The organism is Rhizobium altiplani, from assembly GCF_001542405.1.
GTDB lineage: Bacteria > Pseudomonadota > Alphaproteobacteria > Rhizobiales > Rhizobiaceae > Rhizobium > Rhizobium altiplani.
Genome location: NZ_LNCD01000120.1, coordinates 124205 through 146484, shown reverse-complemented (window position 1 = coordinate 146484; position 22280 = coordinate 124205). Strand labels below are relative to the sequence as shown.

Sequence of the window (22280 nt, the reverse complement as noted above, 5' to 3'; positions counted from 1 at the left end):
GCAGAACCCAACTTAAAACAACCAACGTCCAAAAAAACAAACCCGCCGAAAATATCGACGGGTTTGTCAGCGGTCTGAGGCCCCGTCGCAGACGGGGCCTTTTCAGTGTGTGGCGACGAGATCGTTGGCGGAGCGCAACACGGTGCCAATGCTGATGTCGCTTACCGACATCGCTTTTGCAGTCCGTAGCGCGAATATGTGACTTTCCCCCGGCAGCAGCGTTACCAGCATGGAATCGACGCCGCCATCAGGATCGAGCCGGTCGGCCATCAGGCAAAGGTCCTTCAGCAGGGTCTCCGCTGTCACCTTCACCGCATATCCATCCGTCGTTGCAGTTAGCTCGATTGACGCCCGCGGTGCCGGGAGCTTCAGATCGATGTCCTCGACAAAATAATGGAATGCGCGCCGGTCGAGCATCTGCACGACGATAAGCTCGTCACCGGCATTGTCCGGCGTTGCAATATCCGCCGGCAGCGGAAACTCCTTCGCTTCGAAGCGGTCGCAGAGCAGCCGCCAGAACTCGAATTCGGCGAGCACCGTACCATCAAGCCGCAGGCGCTTGCCCGATATCTTCGCCCGCCAGAACAGCGTGCGCTCGTTGACGGCGACGGCTGCCAGCCCGCCTTTGCGTGGCTGGATGGTCAGCAGTCTGGGATCGAATGCCTGTTGCATCGCATACCAGAGCGGTTTGCGCCGTCCTGCCGAGTCGAGCGCCGCCCATGAGGTCACTGGCCAGCAGTCGTTGAACTGCCAGACGACGGCGCCCTTGCAGATGGCGCGGTGCGAGCGCATGTGCTCGATCGCGAAGCGGATGGCGCGTGCCTGGTTGAGCTGCGTCGCGAAATGCCAGTCATCCATCGTCTGCGGTACCGGTAGATGCCCGGCGAGACCGCGGATCAGCTTGTCGTTGCCCTGCGTCGCCTTTTGGTGGTGGAATACGCCGTTCGAAACAGGTGTCAGCGGCGTGTCATGGACGCTTTCTTCGATCGTCGCCCAATTCGGCGGCGCCTGCCAGCCGAATTCCGAGCAGAAGCGCGGGATGTAGTTGCGATAGACCTCGTAGCCGACATCGTTCCAGACATCCCAGATATGCTTGCAGCCGTGCTCGTCCGCGTTCGGCTCGATCTCCATTGTCCCGGAGTAGGGGCTGCCCGGATAATACGGCCGATCTGGGTCCAGCTCGGCGCAGAGCTTTGGCAGAACATCGAGATAGTAGCCGAGCCCCCAGCTCACATCCTCCTTGATGATCGGCCGCCAGCCCCATTCGTCGAAGCCCCAGATGTTCTCATTGTTGCCGTTCCAGACGATCAGGGACGGATGCGGCATCAGGCGCACCACATTGTCGCGCACCTCCGCCTCGACCTCGCTGTGCAACGGTTCTTCTTCCGGATAGGAGGCGCAGGCAAACAGGAAATCCTGCCAGACGAGCATCCCTGCGCGGTCGCAGGTCTCGTAGAACTCGTCTCGCTCGAAGATGCCGCCGCCCCAGACACGCAGCAGATTGATGTTCGCAGCCTTGGCCTCCTCGATCCGGGAAGCATAGCGCTCGGCGGTTACCCGTGGCGGAAAGCAGTCGTCCGGAATCCAGTTGGCGCCGCAGAGGAAAAGCGGCACGTCGTTGATGACGAAGGTAAAGGCGGAGCCGTGTTCATCGGGTGCTGTGTCGAGTCTGACGGAGCGGAAGCCGATCTGCTTAGAGTAGCTGTCGAGTAAGTCGTCGCCTACGCTATCCCGCAATTCGACCTGCAGCGGGTAGAGTGGCTGTGCGCCAAGATGATGCGGCCACCAGATCTGCGGCGCTGGAACAGTCAGCTGGAACTCGACCGCATCGGCTCCTTCCAACTCGGCGACGTGGCTGACGCCGGCAATGCTCGCGACGATCTTCGCGCCAGCGCCGTCGCGGCGCTCGATACGAGCGCGAACCGTCACGAGCCCGTCGCCGCCTGCAAGCGTCGCCGAGACCCGCGTCTCCGCAAGCCGCGCCCGCTCCCAGCTTTCCAGCCGCACCGGCTTCCAGATCCCCGAGGTCACCAGCGTCGGACCCCAGTCCCAGCCGAAGTTGCAGGCCATCTTGCGCATCAGGTTTCCAGGGCCGGGATAGTTGTTCGGCCGGTAACCGTAATGCGCCTCCATCTCGGCGCCGTAGGCATAAGGGGAGCGAAAGGTCACAACGAGTTCATTCGCGCCCTGCTTCAGCCGCTCCGACACGTCGAAGCGATAGGTGCGGTGCATGTTGAAGGTGCGGCCTAGCTCTTCGCCGTTCAGCACGATCGTCGCGACCGTATCGAGGCCTTCGAACACCAGTTCCTGGACTTTTCCGGCATCCGGCGCCGCATCGAAGCTGCAGCGATAGGTCCAGTCTTCCTTGCCGATCCAGTCGTTGGTGATCTCGTTGACGTCGAGAGAGGGGTCCGGGATCAGACGGCTGGCCAGAAGGTCGAGATGTACGCAACCCGGCACCTGTGCAGGAATTTCGGCCGGCAGGTCGCGTCGACCGGCAACGTTGCAGGAGAGCGTCCAGCCACGGTTCAATTCGGTCTTTTCAATCATGTGAAGCCCTTAGAGATAACGGCCGTGACGCTGCAGGACTTCGATCTTGTAGCCGTCGGGATCTGTGATGAAAAAGAACAGCGCCAGCAACTTGCCGTCGCGATTGAGCTCGACGATCTTGCCGGGGTTCAATCCCGCCTCCGTCAGACGCTTGTGCTCCACCTCCATTTCCTGAACCGAGAGGGCAAGATGCCCGTAGCCGTTGCCGAGGTCATAAGGCTCGATGCGCCCCTTATTGACCGTCAGCTCCAGCTCGAAGCCGGTCTCGTCATTGCTCATGTAAATCAGGGTGAAGGTGTCGAAATCGATACGATCGGCGACCTTGAGGCCGAAGACCTTGCCGTAGAACTCGACCGAGCGCGCCTCGTCGAGAACGCGGATCATGGAGTGGATCATCTTGGCCAAGGCTGCCTCCCATTGCCGATATCACGGCAGCCTTGGTAGCCGTCGCCTCATGCCGGGCGCAAGCCAATTCTTTCAGTGATGGCGTTTTCGATCAGCCCCATCGCATCATAGATCAACACCGCCATCAGGCCGACGATCAGGCCGCCTTGCAGAATGAAGGCGGTATTGTCGGAGATCAACCCGGCAATGATGACTTCGCCCAAGCCCTTGGCGGCCACCGTCGAGCCGATCGTTGCCGTGCCGATATTGATGACGGTCGCAACCTTCAGACCTTCGAGGATCAGCGGCAGGGCAAGCGGCAATTCCACCTGAAAGAGCCGCTGCGTGCCATTCATGCCCATGCCGTCGGCGGCATCCAGCACGGAGGGAGAGACTTGCTTGAGGCCGGAGACGGTGTTTTCGAAAATCGGCAGGAGGCCGTAGAGAAAGAGCGCGATCAACGTTGGCCCGGCGCCGAAGCCGGTTGCAGGCACGGCAAGGGCGAGCACTGCCACCGGCGGGAAGGTTTGGCCGGCATTGGCGATCGCCCGGGACAGCGGCAGGAAGTCCTCGCCGCTTTTGCGGGTGACGAATATGCCGCCGAGGATCGCGAGAACGGCGCTGCCGACGATCGAGATCGCCACGAGAAACAGATGCGAGGCGGCAAGATGCGGAAGGCTGTTTTGGGTATAGACCGCCGGCGCATTGTTGCTCGTCAATGGTACGAGCAGGAAGGACAGCCACTCCGTCCGGAACAAGAGGATCAGCAGCAGTACCAGTGCGGCAGCACGGAAGAGGTTCGCAAGGACGAGCTTCATGCCTTCCGGCCCAGTTCGAGCAATCGCGTCATCGAGATCGAGCCGACAGGCGCCTTGTCCGCATTCTGGACGGCGGCTTCGCCAACGCCCTGCCAGATCATCTCTGCCAGGGCATCTCGCAGGCTGAGCGACTGCGGCAATGCGTAAGCGAGGCCTGACTTTGCCGGCTCCATGCTTTCCTTCAGCGGCAGCAGCGACATCAGCTTCAGCGCCCGGTCGGAGGTGCCGGTCAATTGTTGCACGAAGGGATCGGCTGGCTCGGTCAGGATCTTTTCCGGCGTCGAGCATTGCAGCAGCTTGCCGGCGCTCATCACGGCGATCTGGTTGCCGAGATGGAAGGCTTCGTCCATGTCGTGCGTGACGAGGACGACGGTCGTACCGAACTGCTTCTGGATCGCCAGCAGATCGTCTTGCGCCTTGCCGCGGATGACTGGATCGAGCGCGCCGAAGGGCTCGTCCATCAACAGCAGTTCCGGCTCCGCCGCCAGCGCCCGCGCAACGCCGACACGTTGCTGCTGGCCACCGGACAGCTGATGCGGATATTTCTCGGCAAAGGCCGCGGGATCGAGGTTGAACAGACCGAGCAGTTCCTCGACGCGGCTCTTGATTTTCGCCGTATCCCAGCCAAGAAGCTGCGGCACCGTCGCGATGTTTTGCGAAACGGTTCGATGCGGAAAGAGGCCGTGCCCCTGGATCGCGTAACCGATCTTGCGGCGTAATTCTGTCACCGGGACGTCCATGATGTTCCGCCCGCCGACGAAGATCGCGCCCGACGTGATCGGCACGAGACGGTTGACCATCCGCATCAGCGTTGATTTGCCCGAGCCGGAGGTGCCGACAATAGCCGTGATCGAACCTTTCTCGACTTCCATCGAGACGTTGTCGACGACGGCCGCCGTGCCGTAGCGCTTGGTGACGTTCCTGATTTCGATCATGCTCATGCGGCGGATCCCCGTATGCTGTCGATGACCGCATCGAGGATGACGGCCGAAGAAAAAGCGAAGAAGACGGTCGGCACGGCGCCGAGCAGAACGAGGTCCATGGCTGTTTGACCGAGCCCTTGGAAGATAAAGATGCCGAAGCCGCCACCGCCGATCAGAGCCGCGACCGTCACCAAGCCGATCGCCTGCACCAGGACGATACGGATGCCCGTCAAAATGACGGGAAAGGCAAGCGGCAAGTCGATGCCGGTCAGAATTTGGCGACGCGTCAATCCCATGCCAGCCGCTGCATCACGTACCGAGGGATCGACTCCCTGCAGACCGACGACGGTGTTGGCCACGATCGGCAACAAAGAATAAAGGACAAGCGCGATCAGCGCCGGCGCGGCGCCGATGCCGCGAATGCCGATCGAGGCGGCGGCGGGCAGGTGCGTCGCGAGATAGCCGAGCGGCAGCATCAGGATGCCGAAGAGCGCAAGGCTCGGGATCGTCTGGATGAGGCTGAGGCCCTGCAGGACGACGGCACGCAACTTTGGAACCCAGAAACACAGGATGCCGAGCGGCAGGCCAATGACGATGGCGATCGCCAGTGAGCCGAGTGCCAACAGCAAATGGGCGACCGCTTCCGTCCAGAACTGCGCGGATCGGGTCGCGAATTCCTTCATGATCGAGAGATCGTCGAGCAGTCCGGAAGCCAGGAAGATGCCGAGCAATCCGGTGTAGGCGACAAGGGCCGCAATACGCATCCACGGCGTAAGCTTGATCTTCACGAGCGCGTCCGAAACGACGAGCCCGATCACCGCAAACAGCACCCAGAACCCACCGCCCGGCGTCATGCGCGCGGCATTGCTGGCGGGTGGCGTGAATGCCGAAGCTGCAAATCCAATGGTCGCGAGCAACGCAGCAAAACAAAGGGTGGCGATCACCAGCCGCAGCAGCGCATTTTGAAGAAAAAGTACGGCAAAGGCCGTGGCCAGCAGGAGGATCGTCAGGATGAGGGCGGAGGGTTGATTGAGTAGCTGCGTCAGCAGCATGGGCTTTCCGGCGGCGATGCGGTTTGCCTTCACATAGATGAAAGGCAGGAGCGCAGTTGCGACAACGCCTGTTGTCACCAGCACCACGCCGAGCCGGTCCAGTTTGCGGACCGCTAAGGTTTCTTCCATCGATCCATCCTGTCCGGTCGAAAGGCTGCTCCGCCCGTGGGCAGGCGGAGCATCGGGCAACGAGATTACTTCAGGAAGCCCTTTTCCTTCAGGTAGCCTTCGGCAACCGACTTCGCCGGTTCGCCGTCGACCTGGATCTTGCCGTTCAGCTTGCGCAGTTCATCGGCGTTCAGGCTCTTGAAGATCGGTGCGAGCACTTCCTCGATCTTCGGGTTTGCCTTCAGCACTTCCTCGCGGATGATCGCGGTCGGCGCATAGACTTGCTGGACGTTCTTGTCGTCCTCGAGAACCGTCAGTTCCGCGGCCTGGATCGCACCATCTGTACCATAGACCATGGCGGTGTTGGCGCCGTTCGTCTGGTCGGCTGCCGCCTTGATGGTCGCGGCCGTGTCACCGCCCGAAAGGACGATTTCCTGGTCTGGCTTCAGCGTGAAGCCGTAGGTCGTCTGGAATGCCGGAAGCGCGCCAGCCGAGTTGACGAACTCGGCGGAAGCCACAAGCTTGGCAGCACCACCGCCTGCGACCCACTTGCCGAAGTCCGACATGGTCTTCAGGTTGTTCGGGCCGGCGACGTCGTTGCGGACCGCGAGCGCCCAGGTGTTGTTGGCGGGGGAAGGCGCCAGCCAGACAATCTTGTTGGCATCGTAATCGAGCTTTTTGGCCAGTTCGTAGCCCTGTTCGAGGTTCTTCCAGGCTGCATCGTCGGCCTTGTTGAAGAAGAAGCCGGCATTGCCGGTATATTCCGGATAGATGTCGATTTCGCCTGATGTGATTGCCTTGCGAAGAACCGGCGTCGTCCCAAGCGCAACACGGTCCTGCGTCTTGATGCCGTTTGCGTTGAGCGCGAGCACGATCACGTTGCCGAGCAGCGTGCCTTCAGTATCGATTTTCGATGAAACGACGACGTCTGCAGCATGGGCCGCCCCTGCCGCAAAGGCGGAAAGCGTGACGGCAAGAGCGAATTTCTTCAACATGGATTGTCCCCTTGATTTACACCGTTTGACCTCGTGGCAGGCCCTGGCGGGAGCCTTCCACGTATAAAATCACCGGCGAAAGCAGTCTGGCTGCGATAATGCCGGAAATACGTGCGTGATGGAAATAGCGTTCGCGTTCGAAAAATCGATGCAAGCCTCTCCAGTTTTGCGGTCGCGGCGCGATTATGGCGGTGAATGCAAATGCTTGCGCGAAAATGCATTTCCTTTTCCATCGCTGTCGCGATTTGTTTTTGTTCCCTTGCGTGTTTCCGCAGATGTCCGGTGCTCTTCAGCACTTCTACTGTCCAGCCCGGTTTTGTTCTTGGCGGGAACGATAGCCGCCGGATTTCCCGACAGGGATATCTTTTTTCGCGAACACATCATATCGTTCGATTTTTCATATTGTTACGGAGACAGCGATTGCAGCTCGGCACGTTGTTTGTCGCCAGTCACGTGCTCACATCGGGTTCGATCAGAGAGACGGCACGAAGCCTTTCGCTTGCAGCATCGACAGTCTCGACCGCCGTCCGCAATCTCGAAACGGTGCTTGCCCTGAAGCTGACAGAGCGCAGCTCCGGCGAGCTTGCGACGCTCCTCGCCAGCAACGACGTGCGCGAAAAGCTCGCCCCGATCGTGCGGGCAGCTGAAGAGCTCGCGAACTGGATGGGGACCAACGAACCGTCGCGCCTGCCGATCAAGATCACCACGATGGAGCGGTTCCTTGAGGTCGCTGACCAAGGCAGCATCAACCGGGCGGCGCGACGGCTGAAGCTCGGTCAGCCGCAGCTTTCGCTTCAGATCGCGACTTTGGAGAAGGCGCTCGGTCATCGCCTCTTCGAGCGGCAGGCTAATGGCTCCGCGCTGACGGAGCAGGGTAGCCGGATCTATGCCATCTTTCAGGCCATCACGCAGGAGTGGAATGATCTGAAAGCGTCCGCTGACGAACGCTATCAGCGCACGGCGCGGGCGCTGCGCATCGGTTCGATCATTCCGACAGGATCGGAAAGTTGGGTTGCACGATGCCTTGGCGCTCTCGTCGCCGAATGGAACGCCCGCCGCAGCAAGAATGCCCTGTCTCTGGTGTTGATGACGGCGGATGACTTGCGGGAAGCTTTGAAATCCGGCCGGATCGACGTTGCCATTCTCGACTCCGTTTTTGGTCTTGAGCGCTTCCAGCATCGCGAGTTGCTGAAGACCGAAATGGTCCTGATAGCACCGCTGCAAAGCCGAGAGCGGACGGTGGCCGAGCTTGTCGAAGGTCACGCGATCTGCACGCCGAGTTCGAGGACGGGGCTTGGACACGCCACGATGGCGCTAAGCCACGAGCGCACTGCCAATCGCAGGCACCGCAACCAGGATATCACTGCCGCCGACTCTCTGCCTGTGATCGTCGACCTTGTCGCCAACCACGGCTATATCTCGTTTCTTGGCCGCGTCAGCGCCATGCCCATTGCCGACAAGGTTCGCATCGTCGAACTTGAGGAGTCCATCCCGATGTCCTATCACGTCGCCTTCAACCATCGGAAAGCCTCGGCTGACGCAAGTGCCGTGATTGTCGCCGCCGTTGCCGAAATAATTGCCGAACCCGTCGCGCAAGAAAACGCTTTCGCTTAAATGGACGGCGCGGCGGACAAGGAGATTCGAGCGTGAGCGTTTTGTTGGAAGTGTGCGTGGACAGCCCGCAGGGGCTTGCGGCTGCAATTGCCGGCGGTGCGGGCCGTATCGAACTCTGCTCGGCGCTGGAGCTTGGCGGGCTGACGCCGGTCGCCGGGCTGATGAAAGCTGCCGCCGCTGCGCCCATTCCGGTCTATGCGATGATCCGCCCGCACGCCGGCCCTTTCGTGTTCGATGCGGCTGACGAAGAGGCGATGATGGCCGATATCGATGCCGTGCGCGCCTTCGGCCTTGCCGGCGTCGTCATCGGCGCCAATCGCCAGGACGGCAGGCTGGACATGCCTCTGATCAGCCGGCTAAGGGCGCGTGCCGAGGGACTTGGATCGACCCTCCACCGTGCCTTCGATCTCGTCCCTGATCCCGGTGCAGCACTGGAACAGGCGATCGAACTCGGCTGCGAGCGCATCCTGACGTCAGGCTGTGTGCCGAAGGCGATCGACGGCCTGGAAACGCTGAGCCGTCTCTCCCGCAAGGCGGCTCGCCGTATCTCGATCATGCCCGGCAGTGGCGTGCGTCCAGGCAACGTCGCTGAGATACTGCGGGCCACCGGCACAAGCGAGGTTCACGCCTCCTGCAGCTCACGGGTCGACAGCATCGACCCACGGGCGGTTACCTTCGGCTTCGAAGCAGCGACAACGAACCGGACGGATGCCGACGTCGTTCGCCAGATGCGGGTGGCGATCGACGCGCTTTAAGCGCCGACCTTGATGACCGCTTTGATCAGGCCGCTCTTTTCATGAGCCCAGCGTGCCAGGTCCCGTGGCGCATTCTCCAAAGTCGTACGGTGGGTGATCAACTGCTCGACCGGTACGAGGCCCTTGGCGATCGAATCCGCGACATGTTCGAAGTCCACGCGGGTCGCGTTGCGGCTGCCGATGACCATCATTTCGCGCTTGTGGAACTCCGGATCGGAGAAGCGAATATCGTCCTTCACGACGCTGACCAGCACCAGCGCGCCGCCATGGGCGACGAAGCCGAAGGCTTTCTCCATCGATGGGCCATAGCCGGTGGCATCGAAAACGACGTCAAAACCGTCGCCGCCAGTCATCGCCCTGACAGCATCGGCGGCACCTTCGCCTGCAACGATGCTAGAGGAAAAGCCGAACCGATCAACGGCCATCTGGAGCCGCTCCTGACTGGTGTCGAGCAATGTCACCTCATGCCCTGATATCCGCGAGAAGATTGCGGCCCCGAGCCCGATCGGGCCGGCACCGATGACGAGCGAGCGCGATCCGGTCGGCGCCATCGAACGGCGAACGGCATGGGCGCCGATTGCCAGAAACTCCGTTGTGGCTGCAGCTTCAAGGCTCACGCCCTTCATCGCATAGAGATTGCCGGCAGGCACCGTGATTTCGTCGCAGAAAGCACCGTCGGTATGAACGCCAAGCACCTTGATATTGGTGCAGCAATTCGGCTTGTCTTGGCGGCAGGCGACGCAGGTGCCACAGGAGAGATACGGGTTGACGACCACAGGCGTTCCGACCGCCATGGCAACGCCTTCGCCCGCTTCGACAACCGTCGCCGAGATCTCGTGCCCCATCACGCGGGGATATTCCAGGAACGGGTGCTTGCCCTCGAAAATGTGGTAGTCCGTGCCGCAGATTCCGACATGGCTCACCGCAAGCCGTACCCAGCCGGATTCAGGCGCGCCGGGTGAGGGACGTTCCACGAGTTCGAGGACGCCAGGTTCTTGGCAGAGCACTGCTTTCATAATGATCTCGCATTCCCTAGATGGAAGAAGCCGGCCTTTGGGCCGGCTCCCTATCTCGCTGCCGGCTTACGGCGTGCGGCGGCGGCGCAGCTGGTCGAAGTATACGATGACGATGATCAGCAGGCCGGTGATGATGCGCTGCCAGAACGAATTGACGTTCAGCAGGTTCGCACCGTTGTTGATGGTCGCCAGAATGAAAGCGCCGATGAGCGGTCCGTGCACGGAGCCGATGGCGCCGAACAGGCTGGTGCCGCCGATAACGGACGAAGCGATCGCCTGCAGTTCCCATCCGTCGGCCTGTGTGGCGTTGCCGATCGCGATACGGGAGGCAAGCAGAACACCAACGAAGGCGGCAAATGTCGCCGAGAGAATATAGGCGAGATAGATGATGCCGTTCACCCGGACACCCGACAGACGGGCCGCTTCGCGGTTGGAACCGACGGCGAAGAGATAGCGACCCCACCGGCTCAAGTGCAGGAAGACGTAAGACGGGACGGCGACAAGAATAACCATCCAGAACAGGCTCGGCACGCCAAGGAAGTCGGCGCGGGCAAAGTTCGTGAAGGGCTCGTTGACGATGTTGATCGTCGAACCATTGGTGATCAAAAGTCCGATGCCGCGCAGCGACGTAAGCGTTGCCAGCGTGATGATGAAGGGCGGCAGTCCCATCTTGACGATGCCGAAGCCGTGGAACACCCCGATGCCGACGCCGATCAGCAGCGTGATCAGGATGGACGCCCAGACCGGCACGCCCGCTTGCAGCAGCCAAGCCAGGATAACGGTGCAGAATCCGACGATCGCGCCGACCGAAAGGTCGATACCGGCGGTGATGATTACGAACGTCTGGCCAAGGGCCAGGATCGCGGTCATTGCGCCCTGCCGCAGCAGGTTGGAAATGTTCAGCGGCGTCCAGAAGCTCGCTGTGACGAAGCCGAGAACGATCCAGAGGAAGGCCAGGAGACCGATGAGGGTCAGGCCGAACAGGATATTGACTTTTCGGCGCGGCGGCGGCGCGGCGATATCGGTGGGGGTTACGGTCATTGGTTCTCTCTCCCTCTTTTTCTTTTAGACACCGATCGCTTCGCTGAGCACTTCTTCATGTGTTGCCGCGTGGAAGTCGTGGCTTGCAACAAGCTGGCCGCGGCGGAAGACGTGCAGCCTGTCGGCGAGCTCATAAACCTCAGGCAGATAGGAGGAGATCAGGATGATACCCGCGCCTTGCTTGAGAAGCTTTGCAAACAGCCGGTAGATTTCCGCCTTCGTACCGACGTCGACGCCCACCGTCGGCTCATCGAAGATGAAGAGGCGAGCGCCGTAGCTCAGCCATTTGCCGATGACGACTTTCTGCTGGTTCCCGCCCGACATGGCCGAAACCAGGACACGCCGGCTCGGCGTCTTGATCGCCAGGTCACGGATCTGTTGGTCGGCATTCTGCGATTCCTCGCTGTGGCTGATGACAGGGCCCTTGCTCAGCCGTTTGAAGACCGGAAGATTGATATTCAGTCCGATCGGCAGGTTGAGGCAAAGTCCCTGGTCGCGGCGGCTTTCCGGCGCCAGCGCGATCCCGAGTTCCATTGCAGTGCGCTCGTTGGTGATATCGACCTTCTTGCCCATCCAGTGGATCTCGCCGGCCGTGGTCTTTTCCCGCCCGAACAGGCCAAGAGCGAATTCGCTGCGCCCTGCGCCGATCAGGCCATAGAGGCCCACGATCTGGCCGGCCTTGACCGAGAGCGAGACGTTCTCGAAGCCCGGTCCGGAAAGCCCGCGCACGTCAAGGATCGTGTCTCCGATCGGGATCTCTTCCTTGTGATAGATCTGCTCGATCGAGCGGTTGATCATCAACGCGATCAGCTCGGCTTCATTCGTCTCGCCGATGGTGCGTGTACCGACATGCGTGCCGTCGCGCAGGACCGAAACACGGTCAGCGAGCTCGAACACTTCTTCCATGCGATGACTGATGTAGACGATCGTGACGCCTTCGCTTTGAAGGCGGCGGATCAGCTTGAAAAGCTGCGCCGATTCCTGGCGGGTCAGGTAGGCTGTTGGCTCGTCGAAGATCAGGAATTGCGTGCCGCGCATGGCCGCGCGCGCAGTCGCAACGAGTTGTTGTTGGCCGATCGTCAAATCGGCGAGAGGCACGCCGGCAGGCAGTCCGAAGCCGAGATCGTCGAGGACGGCCTGCGCCATCTTCTCCATCTCTTTCTTGCGCATCAGCCCGTATTGATTGACCTCGTCGCCGAGAAAGAGGTTGGCCGCTACCGTCAAGTGCGGGCAGAGAACGACTTCCTGGTGGACGGCGTTGATGCCGCGCGCGATCGCTTCGTTGGGCGTTGCCAGGGCGACGGGGTGGCCGCACCAGAGAATCTCGCCCGCCGTTCTGGCAATCACACCGGTCAGAAGCTTGATCAGGGTCGACTTGCCAGCCCCATTCTCGCCGACGATCGCGTGGATCTCGCCGGCCAGGAACGTCATCGTCGCCGGCTTCAGCGCCTGGACGTAGCCGTAATTCTTTTGAAGTCCTTTAAGTTCGAGGATCGGGGCGCCCGCAGGAATGCGGCTTGCCTCCGTCAGCGTGGCGCTGTCATCGTGGCGATGACTGACCTCTTCCAGGCTCATGGGCGTCTCCTCCTCGCGAATTGCCGTCTCTCCACCAGCAGTCCGCGCTCCTCATGCGGACGATAACACAGGTGAAGGAAAGGCCGCGCGGGATTTCTCTCGCGCGGCCACGTCGTGTGATTTACTTGATCTTGGGGTTCAGAAGAGCGTCGATCTTCGGGTCGCTCATGTTGGCCTTGGTGACCAGGTTTGCGCCGGTGTCGACGTTGGCCTCGACCTTCTCGCCCTTGGATACGGCGAGCGCCGTCTTCACGCCGTCATAGCCCATGCGGTAGGGATCCTGCACGACGAGACCTGCGAGCGAGCCGTCCTTGAGGAAGCCGACCGTCTTGTCGTCGCTATCGAAAGCGATGACCTTGATCTTGTCGCCGAGCTTGTTCTCCGCGATTGCCTGGCCGACGCCCTGTCCCAAGATGAGGTTCGAGGCGAAGGCGCCAACAAGGTTCGGGTTAGCCGTGATCAGATCGGTCATCATGTTGAGACCGGTCGTGGCCTGGCCGTCGCCGTACTTGTCAGCAATGACCTTAAGGCCGGGATGCTTCGTCTTGATCTGATCCAGGAAACCTTCACGGCGCTGCTCGAGCGAGCCGACGCCCGGCAGGTTGGTGAGGATGACGACTTCGCCCTCCTCCTTGCCAGTCATTTCCTTAATGGCGGCAGCAAGGCCGTCAGCCGCGATGCGGCCGCCCTGGACGTTGTCAGTCGTCAGGAACGACTTGAAAGCCTTGGAATCGGCGGCCGAGTCGATGCCGATGATCGGAACGGACTTTGCAGCTTCGTCGATCGGCTTGCCAAGCGCCTTGAACTCGGTCGGCGAGATCACGATTGCAGCCGGCTTACCGGCAACGGCGTTTTCAAGAATGCTGATCTGGCCGTTGATGTCGGATTCGGCCTGTGCGCCGAGTTCCGGAACGTTGACACCTAGATCCTTACCGGCAGCGCGGGCGCCGGCCAGAACGATCTGCCAGTAGAAAGAGGTCGTGTCCTTGACGATGATCGGAATCGTCACGTCAGCTGCAAACGACGTTACCGGCATTGCGGTGGCGATAGCGGCAGCACCCGCGAGAGCCGTGAAGGCTCGGCGCGACAGAATGGATTTCATGCGCATGTAGTTCTCCTCCTAGGTGCGTTCTCCTCCAAGAAACCGTACCGCTGAACGCAGGCGGGCGATTTTTATCGATAAAAAACAGTTACCACGAGAAGCTAGCCGAGCGAAAGTCAAATTGCAAGTACTGCAAGCGGCTCGCTCATTGTTTCTTTATCCATCGCAAGTAATTGTTTTTCCAATCGTTCATCCGCAGTCTAAAGTGCTGTCAGCCGCGATAGACTTCGTCCGGGCGAACAACACCTTTCTTCAAAATCAGGTTACCGTAGAGCCGGAATTCTGTCGTCGCGACAATATAGGCGGCCGTGCGGGCACGCTCATAAAAGGCGAAGCGTTCGAGGGATGCGATCTTGAAGTCGCCGGCGCGCCTCGAAACGATTTCCTGAAATTCGGCGCAAACGTCGGGCACTGCGGTCGGGTCGCCGACAACTTCCATGCGCCACGCCGTCTCCGGCACGAACGTATCGAGCGGAAAATGCGTCAGGATCGCCTCGGCCATGTCAGTGGCGCTGACGCCATCGGCACGAATGACCTCCGGACCCATCGTGCTCGAGGGAAAGTTGGCGTCGGCGATGACGATATCGTCGCCGTGCCCCATGCGGGCGATCGCACGCAGCAGATCGGGATTGAGGATGGGGTGAATACCTCTAAGCATGGTCCGTCCTTAAACACGCACGGCGTCTTCGCCGAGCGGCGGTGCGACGAGCGTCAGAGAGTCGAATTCCGGGAAGATCGAGTCCGGCAAGGCTGGCTCGAAAAGCTCCATGTTGCGTGTCAGGCTCGATGCCTTGGCCGTGCCGATCAGGACCGAGGAGACGAGCGGATCGCGGAGCGGGAACTGGAGCGCCGGGGCAGCCAGAGATACACCATGCTTGGCAGCGATCCTCTCCATGCCCCCGACCTTGGCGAGGACATCGTCTGTCGCCGGCATGTAGTCGAAATGCGAGCCGGGCACGGGGCCCGTTGCAAGGATGCCGGAATTGAAGACGCCGCCAACAACGAGCGAGGTGCCCTTTTTCCGGCAAAGCGGCAGCAGTTCGGCAACCGCCGACCGGTCGAGCAGCGTATAGCGCCCGGCCATCAGGATGCAGTCGATGTCGGCATTGCGCATCACGTCGAGGCAGACCGGAATCTCGTTGACACCGAGTCCGAAAGCCTTGATCGCTCCGGAGGACTTCAGTTCATCGAGCGCCTTGATGCCGGTGTCCAGGAATTGCTTCTGCAGGACAGCGTTCTTCGCCGCGCCGTGGGTGTATCCGCCAAGGTCGTGAACGTAGAGTATGTCGATCCGGTTCAGTCCGAGACGGGCATAGCTGAATTCCACCGAGCGCATGATGCCATCGTAGGAATAGTCGTAGTCGGCATCGAAGGAGAGTGGGTCGACATAGCTATAGTCTGGAACGGTTCCCGTCGGGACCGGGCGCAGCAGCCGACCAACCTTGGTCGAGAGCACCCACTCCTTTTCAGGCTTGTCGCGCAGGAAGTCGCCGAAACGACGCTCGGCAAGACCGAGGCCATACCACGGCGCGACATCGAAATAGCGAATGCCGCTGTCCCATGCAGCCTCAAGCGTCTCCATAGCCTGTTCGCGCGGGCAGGCGCGATACAGGCCACCGAGCGCGGCGCCACCGAAGCTCACTTCGGTCACTTCCAGCGCCGTGCTGCCGATCCTCCTCGTCTTCATTATTCCTCCCCTGAAGACTTGATATGCGTCTGATTTAGAGTGTCGCACCCAAATGCCACGGCACAAACTCATTGTCGCCGTAGCCGAACTCCTCACTCTTCGTCTTCTTGCCGGATGCCGTGTCGATGATCAGGTCGAAGATCTCGCGGCCCTTGGCGCTGATCGTCGCATCGCCTGTCGCGATCGTGCCGCAGTCGATATCCATGTCCTCTTCCATCGAGGCATAGAGAGCCGAATTGCTGGAAAGCTTGATCGAGGGCGCCGGGCGGCAGCCGAAGCAGCTGCCGCGGCCGGTGGTGAAGGCGATCATATTGGCGCCGCCGGCTACCTGACCGGTTGCGGAGACGGGGTCGTAACCGGGGGTGTCCATGAAGACGAGGCCCGGCGCGCTGACGCGCTCGGCATAACCATAGACGGCTGTCAGAGGCGAGCGTCCGCCCTTGGCGACGGCTCCGAGTGATTTTTCAAGGATCGTCGTCAGGCCCCCGCGCTTGTTGCCGGGCGACGGATTATTGTCTAGCGATGCCCCGTGCATCGCCACGTACTTCTCCCACCAGGCGATCTTGTCGTCGAGCTTGCGGGCAACCTCGTCGCTGACGGCGCGGCTGCGCAGAAGGTGCTCGGCACCGTAGATCTCGGAGGTTTCGGAGAGGATCGCCGTGCCGCCGGCAGCTGCCAGCAGGTCGGCTGCAACGCCGAGCGCGGGGTTGGCGGTGATGCCGGAAAAGCCGTCCGAGCCGCCGCACTGCAGGCCGATGATGATATCGCTGATCGGCAGCGCCACGCGCTTTTCTTTGCCGACATCCTGCGCAATTTCACGCAGCATGCCCATGGCGCGCTCGACGGCGCGTCGCGAGCCGCCGGCATCTTGAATGTTGAAGTGACGCTTGGAATTGCCTGCGCCGCTTTGGCCGTAGAGTGTCAGCTGGTTGACTTCGCAACCGAGGCCGATCATCAGCACGCCGCCGAAGTTCACATGCCTGGTATAGCCGGCAAGGGTCCGGTGCAACACGGCCATGCCGTCGCCTGTGGAACTCATGCCGCAGCCCTGGTCATGGACGATCGGCACGAAACCGTCGATACCGTCGAAATGCGGCAGGATCGTCTTGTTGGCCTCGTCGGCGATCGCCCGACAAACCGTGGTGGAACAGTTCACGCTGGCAATGATGCCGATGTAGTTGCGCGTCGCCGAGCGGCCGTCGGCACGACGATAGCCCATGAACGTGCGCGCACGATCCGCTGCAGTTGCTTTCTCAGGCGCCGAGTTGGCGGTCGCGGCAAGACGGTCGTTCTCGAAGTGCAGATTGTGACTGTGAATATGGTCGCCGGCCTTCACGTCCGCCGTCGTCCGACCGATCGCCTGCCCGTATTTGATGATGGGCTGGCCAAGCGGAATATCGGCGAGTGCGATCTTGTGACCGGGGTCGATCTTCTCGCGGGTCTGGATGCCGGCGACCGTCGCGCCGGATGGGATCGCCGCCGTCGCAACCGCAACGTTGTCGCCGGCAGACAGGATGATCCAGGGGTCCTTGGTCAACATTCTTCTCCCTAGGGGAAACACTCGCTTCGTCGGCGAATGCTCATTGATTTTGTTTTTTATCTACAATAAACATTTTCAAGTCAACGGGATTATTCATCCTGTGGACGAGGGAGGCAAACAGCCGCATGCAATCCAAAATAAGATAAGGATTGCTGACAGATAAGCTTCTGCCACGCTTCGCGCCGCAACTTCGTGGCCGTCCGATCCGTGTTGCCGGGCAAAAGGGCGGGGTGTGCATGGCAAGGCAGAATACAGTCTTCAAGGAAGCGTACAACCGCTATGCCGCCGCTTTGCGGACGGATGCGGCATTGCCCTCGGAGCCCGAAATAGCGGCGCAGCTCGGTATCAGTCGCAGCACTGCGCGCGCGATCCTGACACGGCTCAGCGATGCCGGCATCATTCGTTGGAACAAGCGTCAGAAGATCGTCCTCAGGCAGCCGACCGAAGCCGATTTCTTTCCATCAGAAGAGACCAACTCACTTCACGACATCATCGAGCGAAGCTTCATGCAGCGCATCTTGTCGGATGATGCCGCACCGGGCATGCAGATCAACGAATTGGAGCTCGCGCGCGAGATCGGCACCGGCACCACGAGTGTCCGCGAATTCTTGATCCGCTTCTCGCGGTTTGGCTTGATCGAGAAACGGCCGAACAGCCACTGGATTCTCAAGGGCTTCACACGCGATTTTGCGCTTGAACTCGCAGACGTGCGCGAGATGTTCGAGCTGCATTCGGCGGCGGAATTCGGCAAACTTCCGCCAGAGAGCGACGCATGGCGCGCGCTGTCCGACATCAAGGCGGATCATCAGGCGATGCTGCGTGATCTCGACACGCGCTACAAGGATTTCTCCACTCTCGACGAGCGCTTCCATCTGCTCATCCACGCGGCTTCGCGGAACCGCTTCATTGCCGATTTCTACGATGCTATCGCGATCATCTTTCACTATCACTACCAGTGGAACAAGGCTTTCGCTCGCGAGCGCAACGAACGTGCCATTCATGAGCATCTGGATTATATCGCCGCGCTGGAGTCTCGTGATCAGGCAGCGATCGATTCCGCCTGCCGTCTGCACTTGCGCTCGGCGCGCCAGACCCTGCTGCAATCAATTCCACTGACGCCCTCCGACGAGGTTCTGGCGGAAGGCCAATCTTGAGGAAAATTAGGCGCGGCTGAGGTTTCCCCTACCGGCGAATGGGCGCGCATGTACCGACGGCAGTCATTTGCGTCGTCAGCGACAAAATCGTCCTCTTCGCCTCGATAGAGGCAATTCCTTCGCGTGTTATTTTGGGGCTTAGTAAAGGCCCGCCGCCATCCAACGTTATCGGCAGCGGCGTACTGTCTTGGTGACCTCATCGCCATCGTCGGTCATCGTTCTGACGGTCTTGGTGTAGCAGCCATCGCGATAATAGCGGTCACGATCGCGAACCGCGCCAACTCGGATGCCGTGCTCGTTGATGGTAATTCCGGGACGCACACGATCGTACTCGTCGTCGTAGCTCCGTTCGCGCATTATGGACACGCTGTCAGCCATTGCGGGAGCGACGAACGAACAGAGCGCCATAGCTGCAACAGTGCAATTCATAAGGGTCTTTCGCATCTCAATTCTCCTTCACTGATGAAAGGCAAACGAAGGAGAACAGACCTGGTTCCTTAAGAAATGACGCGCCGGTTGGCCTGACGATCCTCTTTCGAGCATCAAATGTGGTCCAGGTTGAAGGTTTAGTGCGACGCTTCGCTTGCGGCTGACGTCACCGATGCCCGGCCTTGCTCGCGTCCCACAGGAATGAGCCAGGCCGACAGGAACGTGAGAACGGCAACCACCGCCACGCCCCAGAACGTCCAGTGAAGCGATGCATCGAAGACGGTGCGGATTGCGGGATCGGCGGCCAATTCGGAAAGCCCGGTTGGCTGGTTCAGGACATCATGCAGCGAGCTTGCTGCGTCCCCGGCGGCATAGTGGCTGATGCCGGCGTTGAGAATGGCACCGAGCACGGTTGCTCCGAGGGTATTGCCGAGGCTGCGGGCGAAGATGATCGACGCCGTGGCGCTGCCGCGCATCGACCATTCGACGCTGTCCTGCACCAGCGCGATGCTGGTGAGGCTGATCAGCCCCATGCCGAAGCCCATGAAGAACGAGCCTGCTCCCGCGAGCGCGGGGTGGCTGTCCGGTGTCAGGAAGAGCAGGAAGGAAGCACCGAAGGGAAACATCAGGCTTCCAACCCGTAGCGTGCGTCGGATGCCGAACGCCCTGAACAAGCGGCTGGAGAGCATCACAGCCAGTGGCCACCCGACGACCAGCATCGTCAACGTGAAGCCCGCGACAATCGACGACCGACCGAGGACGCCTTGGACGTACATGGGCAACACCGTCGAAAGCCCGATCAGCGCCATGCCGGCAAGCAGTGTTGCGGCGTTGCTGGTCGCGACCAGCCGGCGGCTCCAGAGTGCAATGGAAATGATCGGCTCGGCCGCCCGCTTCTCCTGCAGCACGAAAAGGACGGCGGCGACGGCGAAGACCAGGGCGAGCAACGCCAATACCCACGCCTTGGCATCCGCGGCTTCAGTCAGGATGACGAGCAGCGCAATGACGGCGATCGAAAACAGGATGGCGCCGAGATAGTCGATCTTCGCCTGCTTGTGCGCGACCGATTCCTTGAGGAAGAGGGAGAAAGCGGCGATCGACACGATCCCGATCGGCAGGTTGATCCAGAAAATCCAGGCCCAGGAGATGGTATCGACGATCACACCCCCGGCGAGCGGCCCGACAACCGCCGATGTGGCCCACACTGTCGCCATGATACCCTGCACGCGGCCTCGCTCCTCGAGCGTGAAGAGGTCGCCGATGATTGTCATTGTTACCGGCTGGATAGCCCCGGCGCCAAGCCCTTGCAGCAGGCGGAAAACGATCAGCGAAGCCATCGACCATGCCAGCCCGCAGAGCAGGGAACCGAAGAGAAAGATCAGGATGCCCGAAATCAGCACCGGTTTGCGCCCGAAGATGTCCGAAAGCTTGCCGTAAATGACGGTTGTCGTCGACTGGGCCAGAAGAAAAGCCGAGAAGACCCAGCTGTAATAGGTAAAGCCACCCAACTGCCCAACGATCTTCGGCATGGCGGTCGCGACGATCGTGGCCTCGATCGCGACCATGAAAGTCGCGAGCATGATAATGGCGACGACGAGCGCGCGGTTCGAGCGCAGAGCTGTATGGGACATGAGATCTTCTCCGGGTGCTCCGCGAAGTGCCAAAAAATGACCGGCAAGGCGGCTAGGCGGGCTGGCGCGGAGTGTAGCACCGGTTCTAGGCCGCCGACCGGAAGGCGTCAATTATTATCCGTTTGGTTACGAGTGCGGCTTCCGCGCGGGAGTCACATCTGGATGGCGCACGCTTAGGGCGAGTTGGGGAGTCAAGAAAGCAAGACGACACATGCGGTATGCGCGGCGCCTCTGCCACCTCGATTGGCTTGAAGTTCAATTACCGGATGTTAATAGTCTCTCTATCGGTTGCAATAATATATACCCCTATTGTTGTAATAAACTCGCGTCATTTTACATTTTACAACAAGAAAGCGCATGCTATTCTTAGAATCTCTAGTTTAGGGACACGTGGCGAGACTATTCTCGGCACGGCGTGCATTTTCAGCGCTGTTTGGTGCTTGAAAGGCCAAATGAGCGCTTTTGGCTTGTGATCGGCATCGGCCGAGCAAGTTGAGGACAAAAGACTCAATCTTGAGGAGGCATCCGATGTTTCATAAAGAGCCTTGGCTTTTCATCGGCTTCTCTTGAGGCCGCTGAGGGCGTGAAGCCGACAGGCAAGTGGCTGGGAACCACCTTCGACCGCATGGTCGGACCGGGATCAAGGTAGCCTGAAAACACTCATGAGGCGAATACGCGGCAATGGTGCCGCCGTAGGCGATATCGAGCGGCAGCGTTCTGAAACGACGCGGCCGGGCGTAAAATCTTGGAAATTCGCCAAGCGTTGGAGTGGGTCCGATGATCAATAGCTTTGGTGAAGACACTTACTTGCCTTTGGTACAACTAATCTACGAAACCGTGGTAAGCCCTCCCGAATGGGAGAAGGTCATAGCGGAGCTGATCAATGCCACCAAGGCTGCCGCCGGGGCAGTCGTGGGCTTCAAGGGGGCAGAGGATCGGCGCGCGAGCGTGTTTGCAAAGGGCGTCCCGAAAGCTGCGCTCTGCAATCCGCAGATGATCGCTGCACTGCACGCGGCGACGCTCACCTTGGGACAGGGGGCGTTCCTGACGATCGACCTGAAGGCCAAGCTCAATCCGCAGTGGGACAAGCCCGTGCACGAGTGCTTTGGTGTCGAGGGCAGCCTTCTGATACTCGTTCTCGTCAAGGAGGGCGGACGCAGGATTGCATTGATGCTTCATTTCGATCGCCCGGGTCGAAGTGAAACGGATAGAGCGGCCGAAGCGCTGATGAAATTGCTGCCGCACTTTCAGACGGCCTTTGCAATTCAGAAGACCACGCTCTTGGAGCGTGAGAAATCCGCACATATGGAGAGCGCCTTCTTCAGTTCGTCCGCACCCTCTGCGATCATTACGGAAGACTATCAGGTCCGCCTGGCGAATGGGAGCTTCGAGAAATTTGTCGAAGCGTCGCATCTGCTAGTCGAATATAGCGACTCCGTGATCGATTTCGTCGACACGGCACTTCAGGACGAGGTTGCCCGGCTGATCGGTATGGCGTCGTCGCATGGACGTGTTCGACACGTTGCCTGGGTTGAAGACAAGGTGAAGAACGTAAAATGGCTCATCAGCGTCGATGCGCTGTCGGGACGTGTCGGCCTCGGCTCGCAGTTCAAGAACGTCTTTGCGACCAACGAGCGCGTTTACATGCTGACGATACGCGAGCTCGGCGGAAACAGCCTGCTGGCGCCTGACACCATCAAGTCAATCTTCGGCCTGACACCGACGGAGGCCGATCTTGCCTATTGCCTCTTGCGGGGAGAAACGGCATCCGAAATCGCGCGGCAACGCGGGGTCTCGAAAAATACAGTCCATAATCAGCTTGCCTCCGCGATGGCACGCGTGGGCGTGAACCGGCAGACGCAGTTTCTGCACTGCCTTTCCATGCTCTCCGCGATGTGCTGATCGT

The 22280-nt window shown here is 60.4% G+C and carries 19 protein-coding genes; 4 read left to right on the top strand and 15 right to left on the bottom strand.

Annotation, left to right across the window (positions count from 1 at the left end):
- Nucleotides 1-102: 102 nt before the first annotated feature.
- The 6 genes from AS026_RS27935 to osmF form a co-directional block, all read right to left on the bottom strand.
- The gene (locus tag AS026_RS27935; protein WP_062373462.1) at nt 103-2550 is read right to left on the bottom strand and encodes a glycoside hydrolase family 2 protein; all 2448 of its coding nucleotides are present in this window, start codon (nt 2548-2550) and stop codon (nt 103-105) included.
- 9 nt (nt 2551-2559) lie between these two features.
- Nucleotides 2560-2955 (bottom strand): VOC family protein, encoded by a 396-nt coding sequence (locus AS026_RS27930; protein ID WP_062373458.1) that lies wholly within the window; start codon nt 2953-2955, stop codon nt 2560-2562.
- 47 nt (nt 2956-3002) lie between these two features.
- Complete coding sequence (locus AS026_RS27925) at nt 3003-3752, bottom strand: ABC transporter permease (RefSeq protein WP_062373454.1); 750 nt, start codon at nt 3750-3752, stop codon at nt 3003-3005.
- The gene (locus AS026_RS27920) at nt 3749-4693 is read right to left on the bottom strand and encodes an ABC transporter ATP-binding protein (RefSeq protein ID WP_062373451.1); all 945 of its coding nucleotides are present in this window, start codon (nt 4691-4693) and stop codon (nt 3749-3751) included. The genes AS026_RS27925 and AS026_RS27920 overlap by 4 nt, the downstream gene beginning before the upstream one ends.
- The gene (locus tag AS026_RS27915; RefSeq protein ID WP_025658777.1) at nt 4690-5856 is read right to left on the bottom strand and encodes an ABC transporter permease; all 1167 of its coding nucleotides are present in this window, start codon (nt 5854-5856) and stop codon (nt 4690-4692) included. Before AS026_RS27915 ends, AS026_RS27920 begins: the two co-directional genes overlap by 4 nt.
- 65 nt (nt 5857-5921) lie before the next feature.
- Nucleotides 5922-6830, bottom strand: coding sequence for a glycine betaine ABC transporter substrate-binding protein OsmF (gene osmF / locus AS026_RS27910; RefSeq protein ID WP_062373449.1), 909 nt, complete (start codon nt 6828-6830; stop codon nt 5922-5924).
- Between the two features lie 420 nt (nt 6831-7250).
- On the opposite strand from osmF, the gene AS026_RS27905 reads away from it, so the two are divergent.
- Both AS026_RS27905 and AS026_RS27900 read left to right on the top strand, forming a co-directional pair.
- Nucleotides 7251-8444, top strand: a complete 1194-nt coding sequence (locus AS026_RS27905; protein WP_062373445.1) for a LysR family transcriptional regulator — start codon at nt 7251-7253, stop codon at nt 8442-8444.
- A gap of 32 nt (nt 8445-8476) precedes the next feature.
- Nucleotides 8477-9199: a copper homeostasis protein CutC gene (locus tag AS026_RS27900; protein ID WP_062373442.1), complete on the top strand. Its 723-nt coding sequence runs from the start codon at nt 8477-8479 to the stop codon at nt 9197-9199.
- Here AS026_RS27900 and AS026_RS27895 read toward each other — a convergent pair.
- The 7 genes from AS026_RS27895 to AS026_RS27865 all read right to left on the bottom strand — a co-directional run bounded on the left by AS026_RS27895 (nt 9196) and on the right by AS026_RS27865 (nt 17157).
- The gene (locus AS026_RS27895) at nt 9196-10215 is read right to left on the bottom strand and encodes a zinc-binding alcohol dehydrogenase family protein (protein WP_025658781.1); all 1020 of its coding nucleotides are present in this window, start codon (nt 10213-10215) and stop codon (nt 9196-9198) included. The two genes, AS026_RS27900 and AS026_RS27895, sit on opposite strands and share 4 nt — an antisense overlap.
- 66 nt (nt 10216-10281) lie before the next feature.
- A complete protein-coding gene (locus tag AS026_RS27890) occupies nt 10282-11256 on the bottom strand; it encodes an ABC transporter permease (RefSeq protein ID WP_018857666.1) in 975 nt (324 codons plus the stop codon).
- Between the two features lie 24 nt (nt 11257-11280).
- Entirely contained in the window at nt 11281-12831 is a 1551-nt protein-coding gene (locus AS026_RS27885) for a sugar ABC transporter ATP-binding protein (protein ID WP_062373439.1), read from the bottom strand.
- 121 nt (nt 12832-12952) lie between these two features.
- Nucleotides 12953-13939 (bottom strand): ABC transporter substrate-binding protein, encoded by a 987-nt coding sequence (locus AS026_RS27880; RefSeq protein ID WP_062373436.1) that lies wholly within the window; start codon nt 13937-13939, stop codon nt 12953-12955.
- Nucleotides 13940-14144: 205 nt separating this feature from the next.
- Nucleotides 14145-14591, bottom strand: a complete 447-nt coding sequence (locus AS026_RS27875) for an RbsD/FucU family protein (RefSeq protein ID WP_062373431.1) — start codon at nt 14589-14591, stop codon at nt 14145-14147.
- Nucleotides 14592-14600: 9 nt separating this feature from the next.
- A complete protein-coding gene (locus AS026_RS27870) occupies nt 14601-15620 on the bottom strand; it encodes an aldo/keto reductase (RefSeq protein WP_062373426.1) in 1020 nt (339 codons plus the stop codon).
- A 34-nt stretch (nt 15621-15654) separates the two neighbouring features.
- Nucleotides 15655-17157 (bottom strand): UxaA family hydrolase, encoded by a 1503-nt coding sequence (locus AS026_RS27865; protein ID WP_062373501.1) that lies wholly within the window; start codon nt 17155-17157, stop codon nt 15655-15657.
- Nucleotides 17158-17396: 239 nt separating this feature from the next.
- Here AS026_RS27865 and AS026_RS27860 point away from each other — a divergent pair, with 239 nt between their 5' ends.
- Nucleotides 17397-18314, top strand: coding sequence for a GntR family transcriptional regulator (locus AS026_RS27860; RefSeq protein ID WP_062373498.1), 918 nt, complete (start codon nt 17397-17399; stop codon nt 18312-18314).
- Nucleotides 18315-18479: 165 nt separating this feature from the next.
- Here the strand turns inward: AS026_RS27860 and AS026_RS27855 are convergent, their stop codons facing one another.
- Complete coding sequence (locus AS026_RS27855; protein ID WP_062373424.1) at nt 18480-18758, bottom strand: hypothetical protein; 279 nt, start codon at nt 18756-18758, stop codon at nt 18480-18482.
- 122 nt (nt 18759-18880) lie between these two features.
- Nucleotides 18881-20374, bottom strand: a complete 1494-nt coding sequence (locus AS026_RS27850; RefSeq protein ID WP_062373421.1) for an MDR family MFS transporter — start codon at nt 20372-20374, stop codon at nt 18881-18883.
- A gap of 777 nt (nt 20375-21151) precedes the next feature.
- Here AS026_RS27850 and AS026_RS27845 point away from each other — a divergent pair.
- Complete coding sequence (locus AS026_RS27845) at nt 21152-22276, top strand: helix-turn-helix transcriptional regulator (protein ID WP_062373418.1); 1125 nt, start codon at nt 21152-21154, stop codon at nt 22274-22276.
- The last annotated feature ends 4 nt before the right edge of the window (nt 22277-22280 follow it).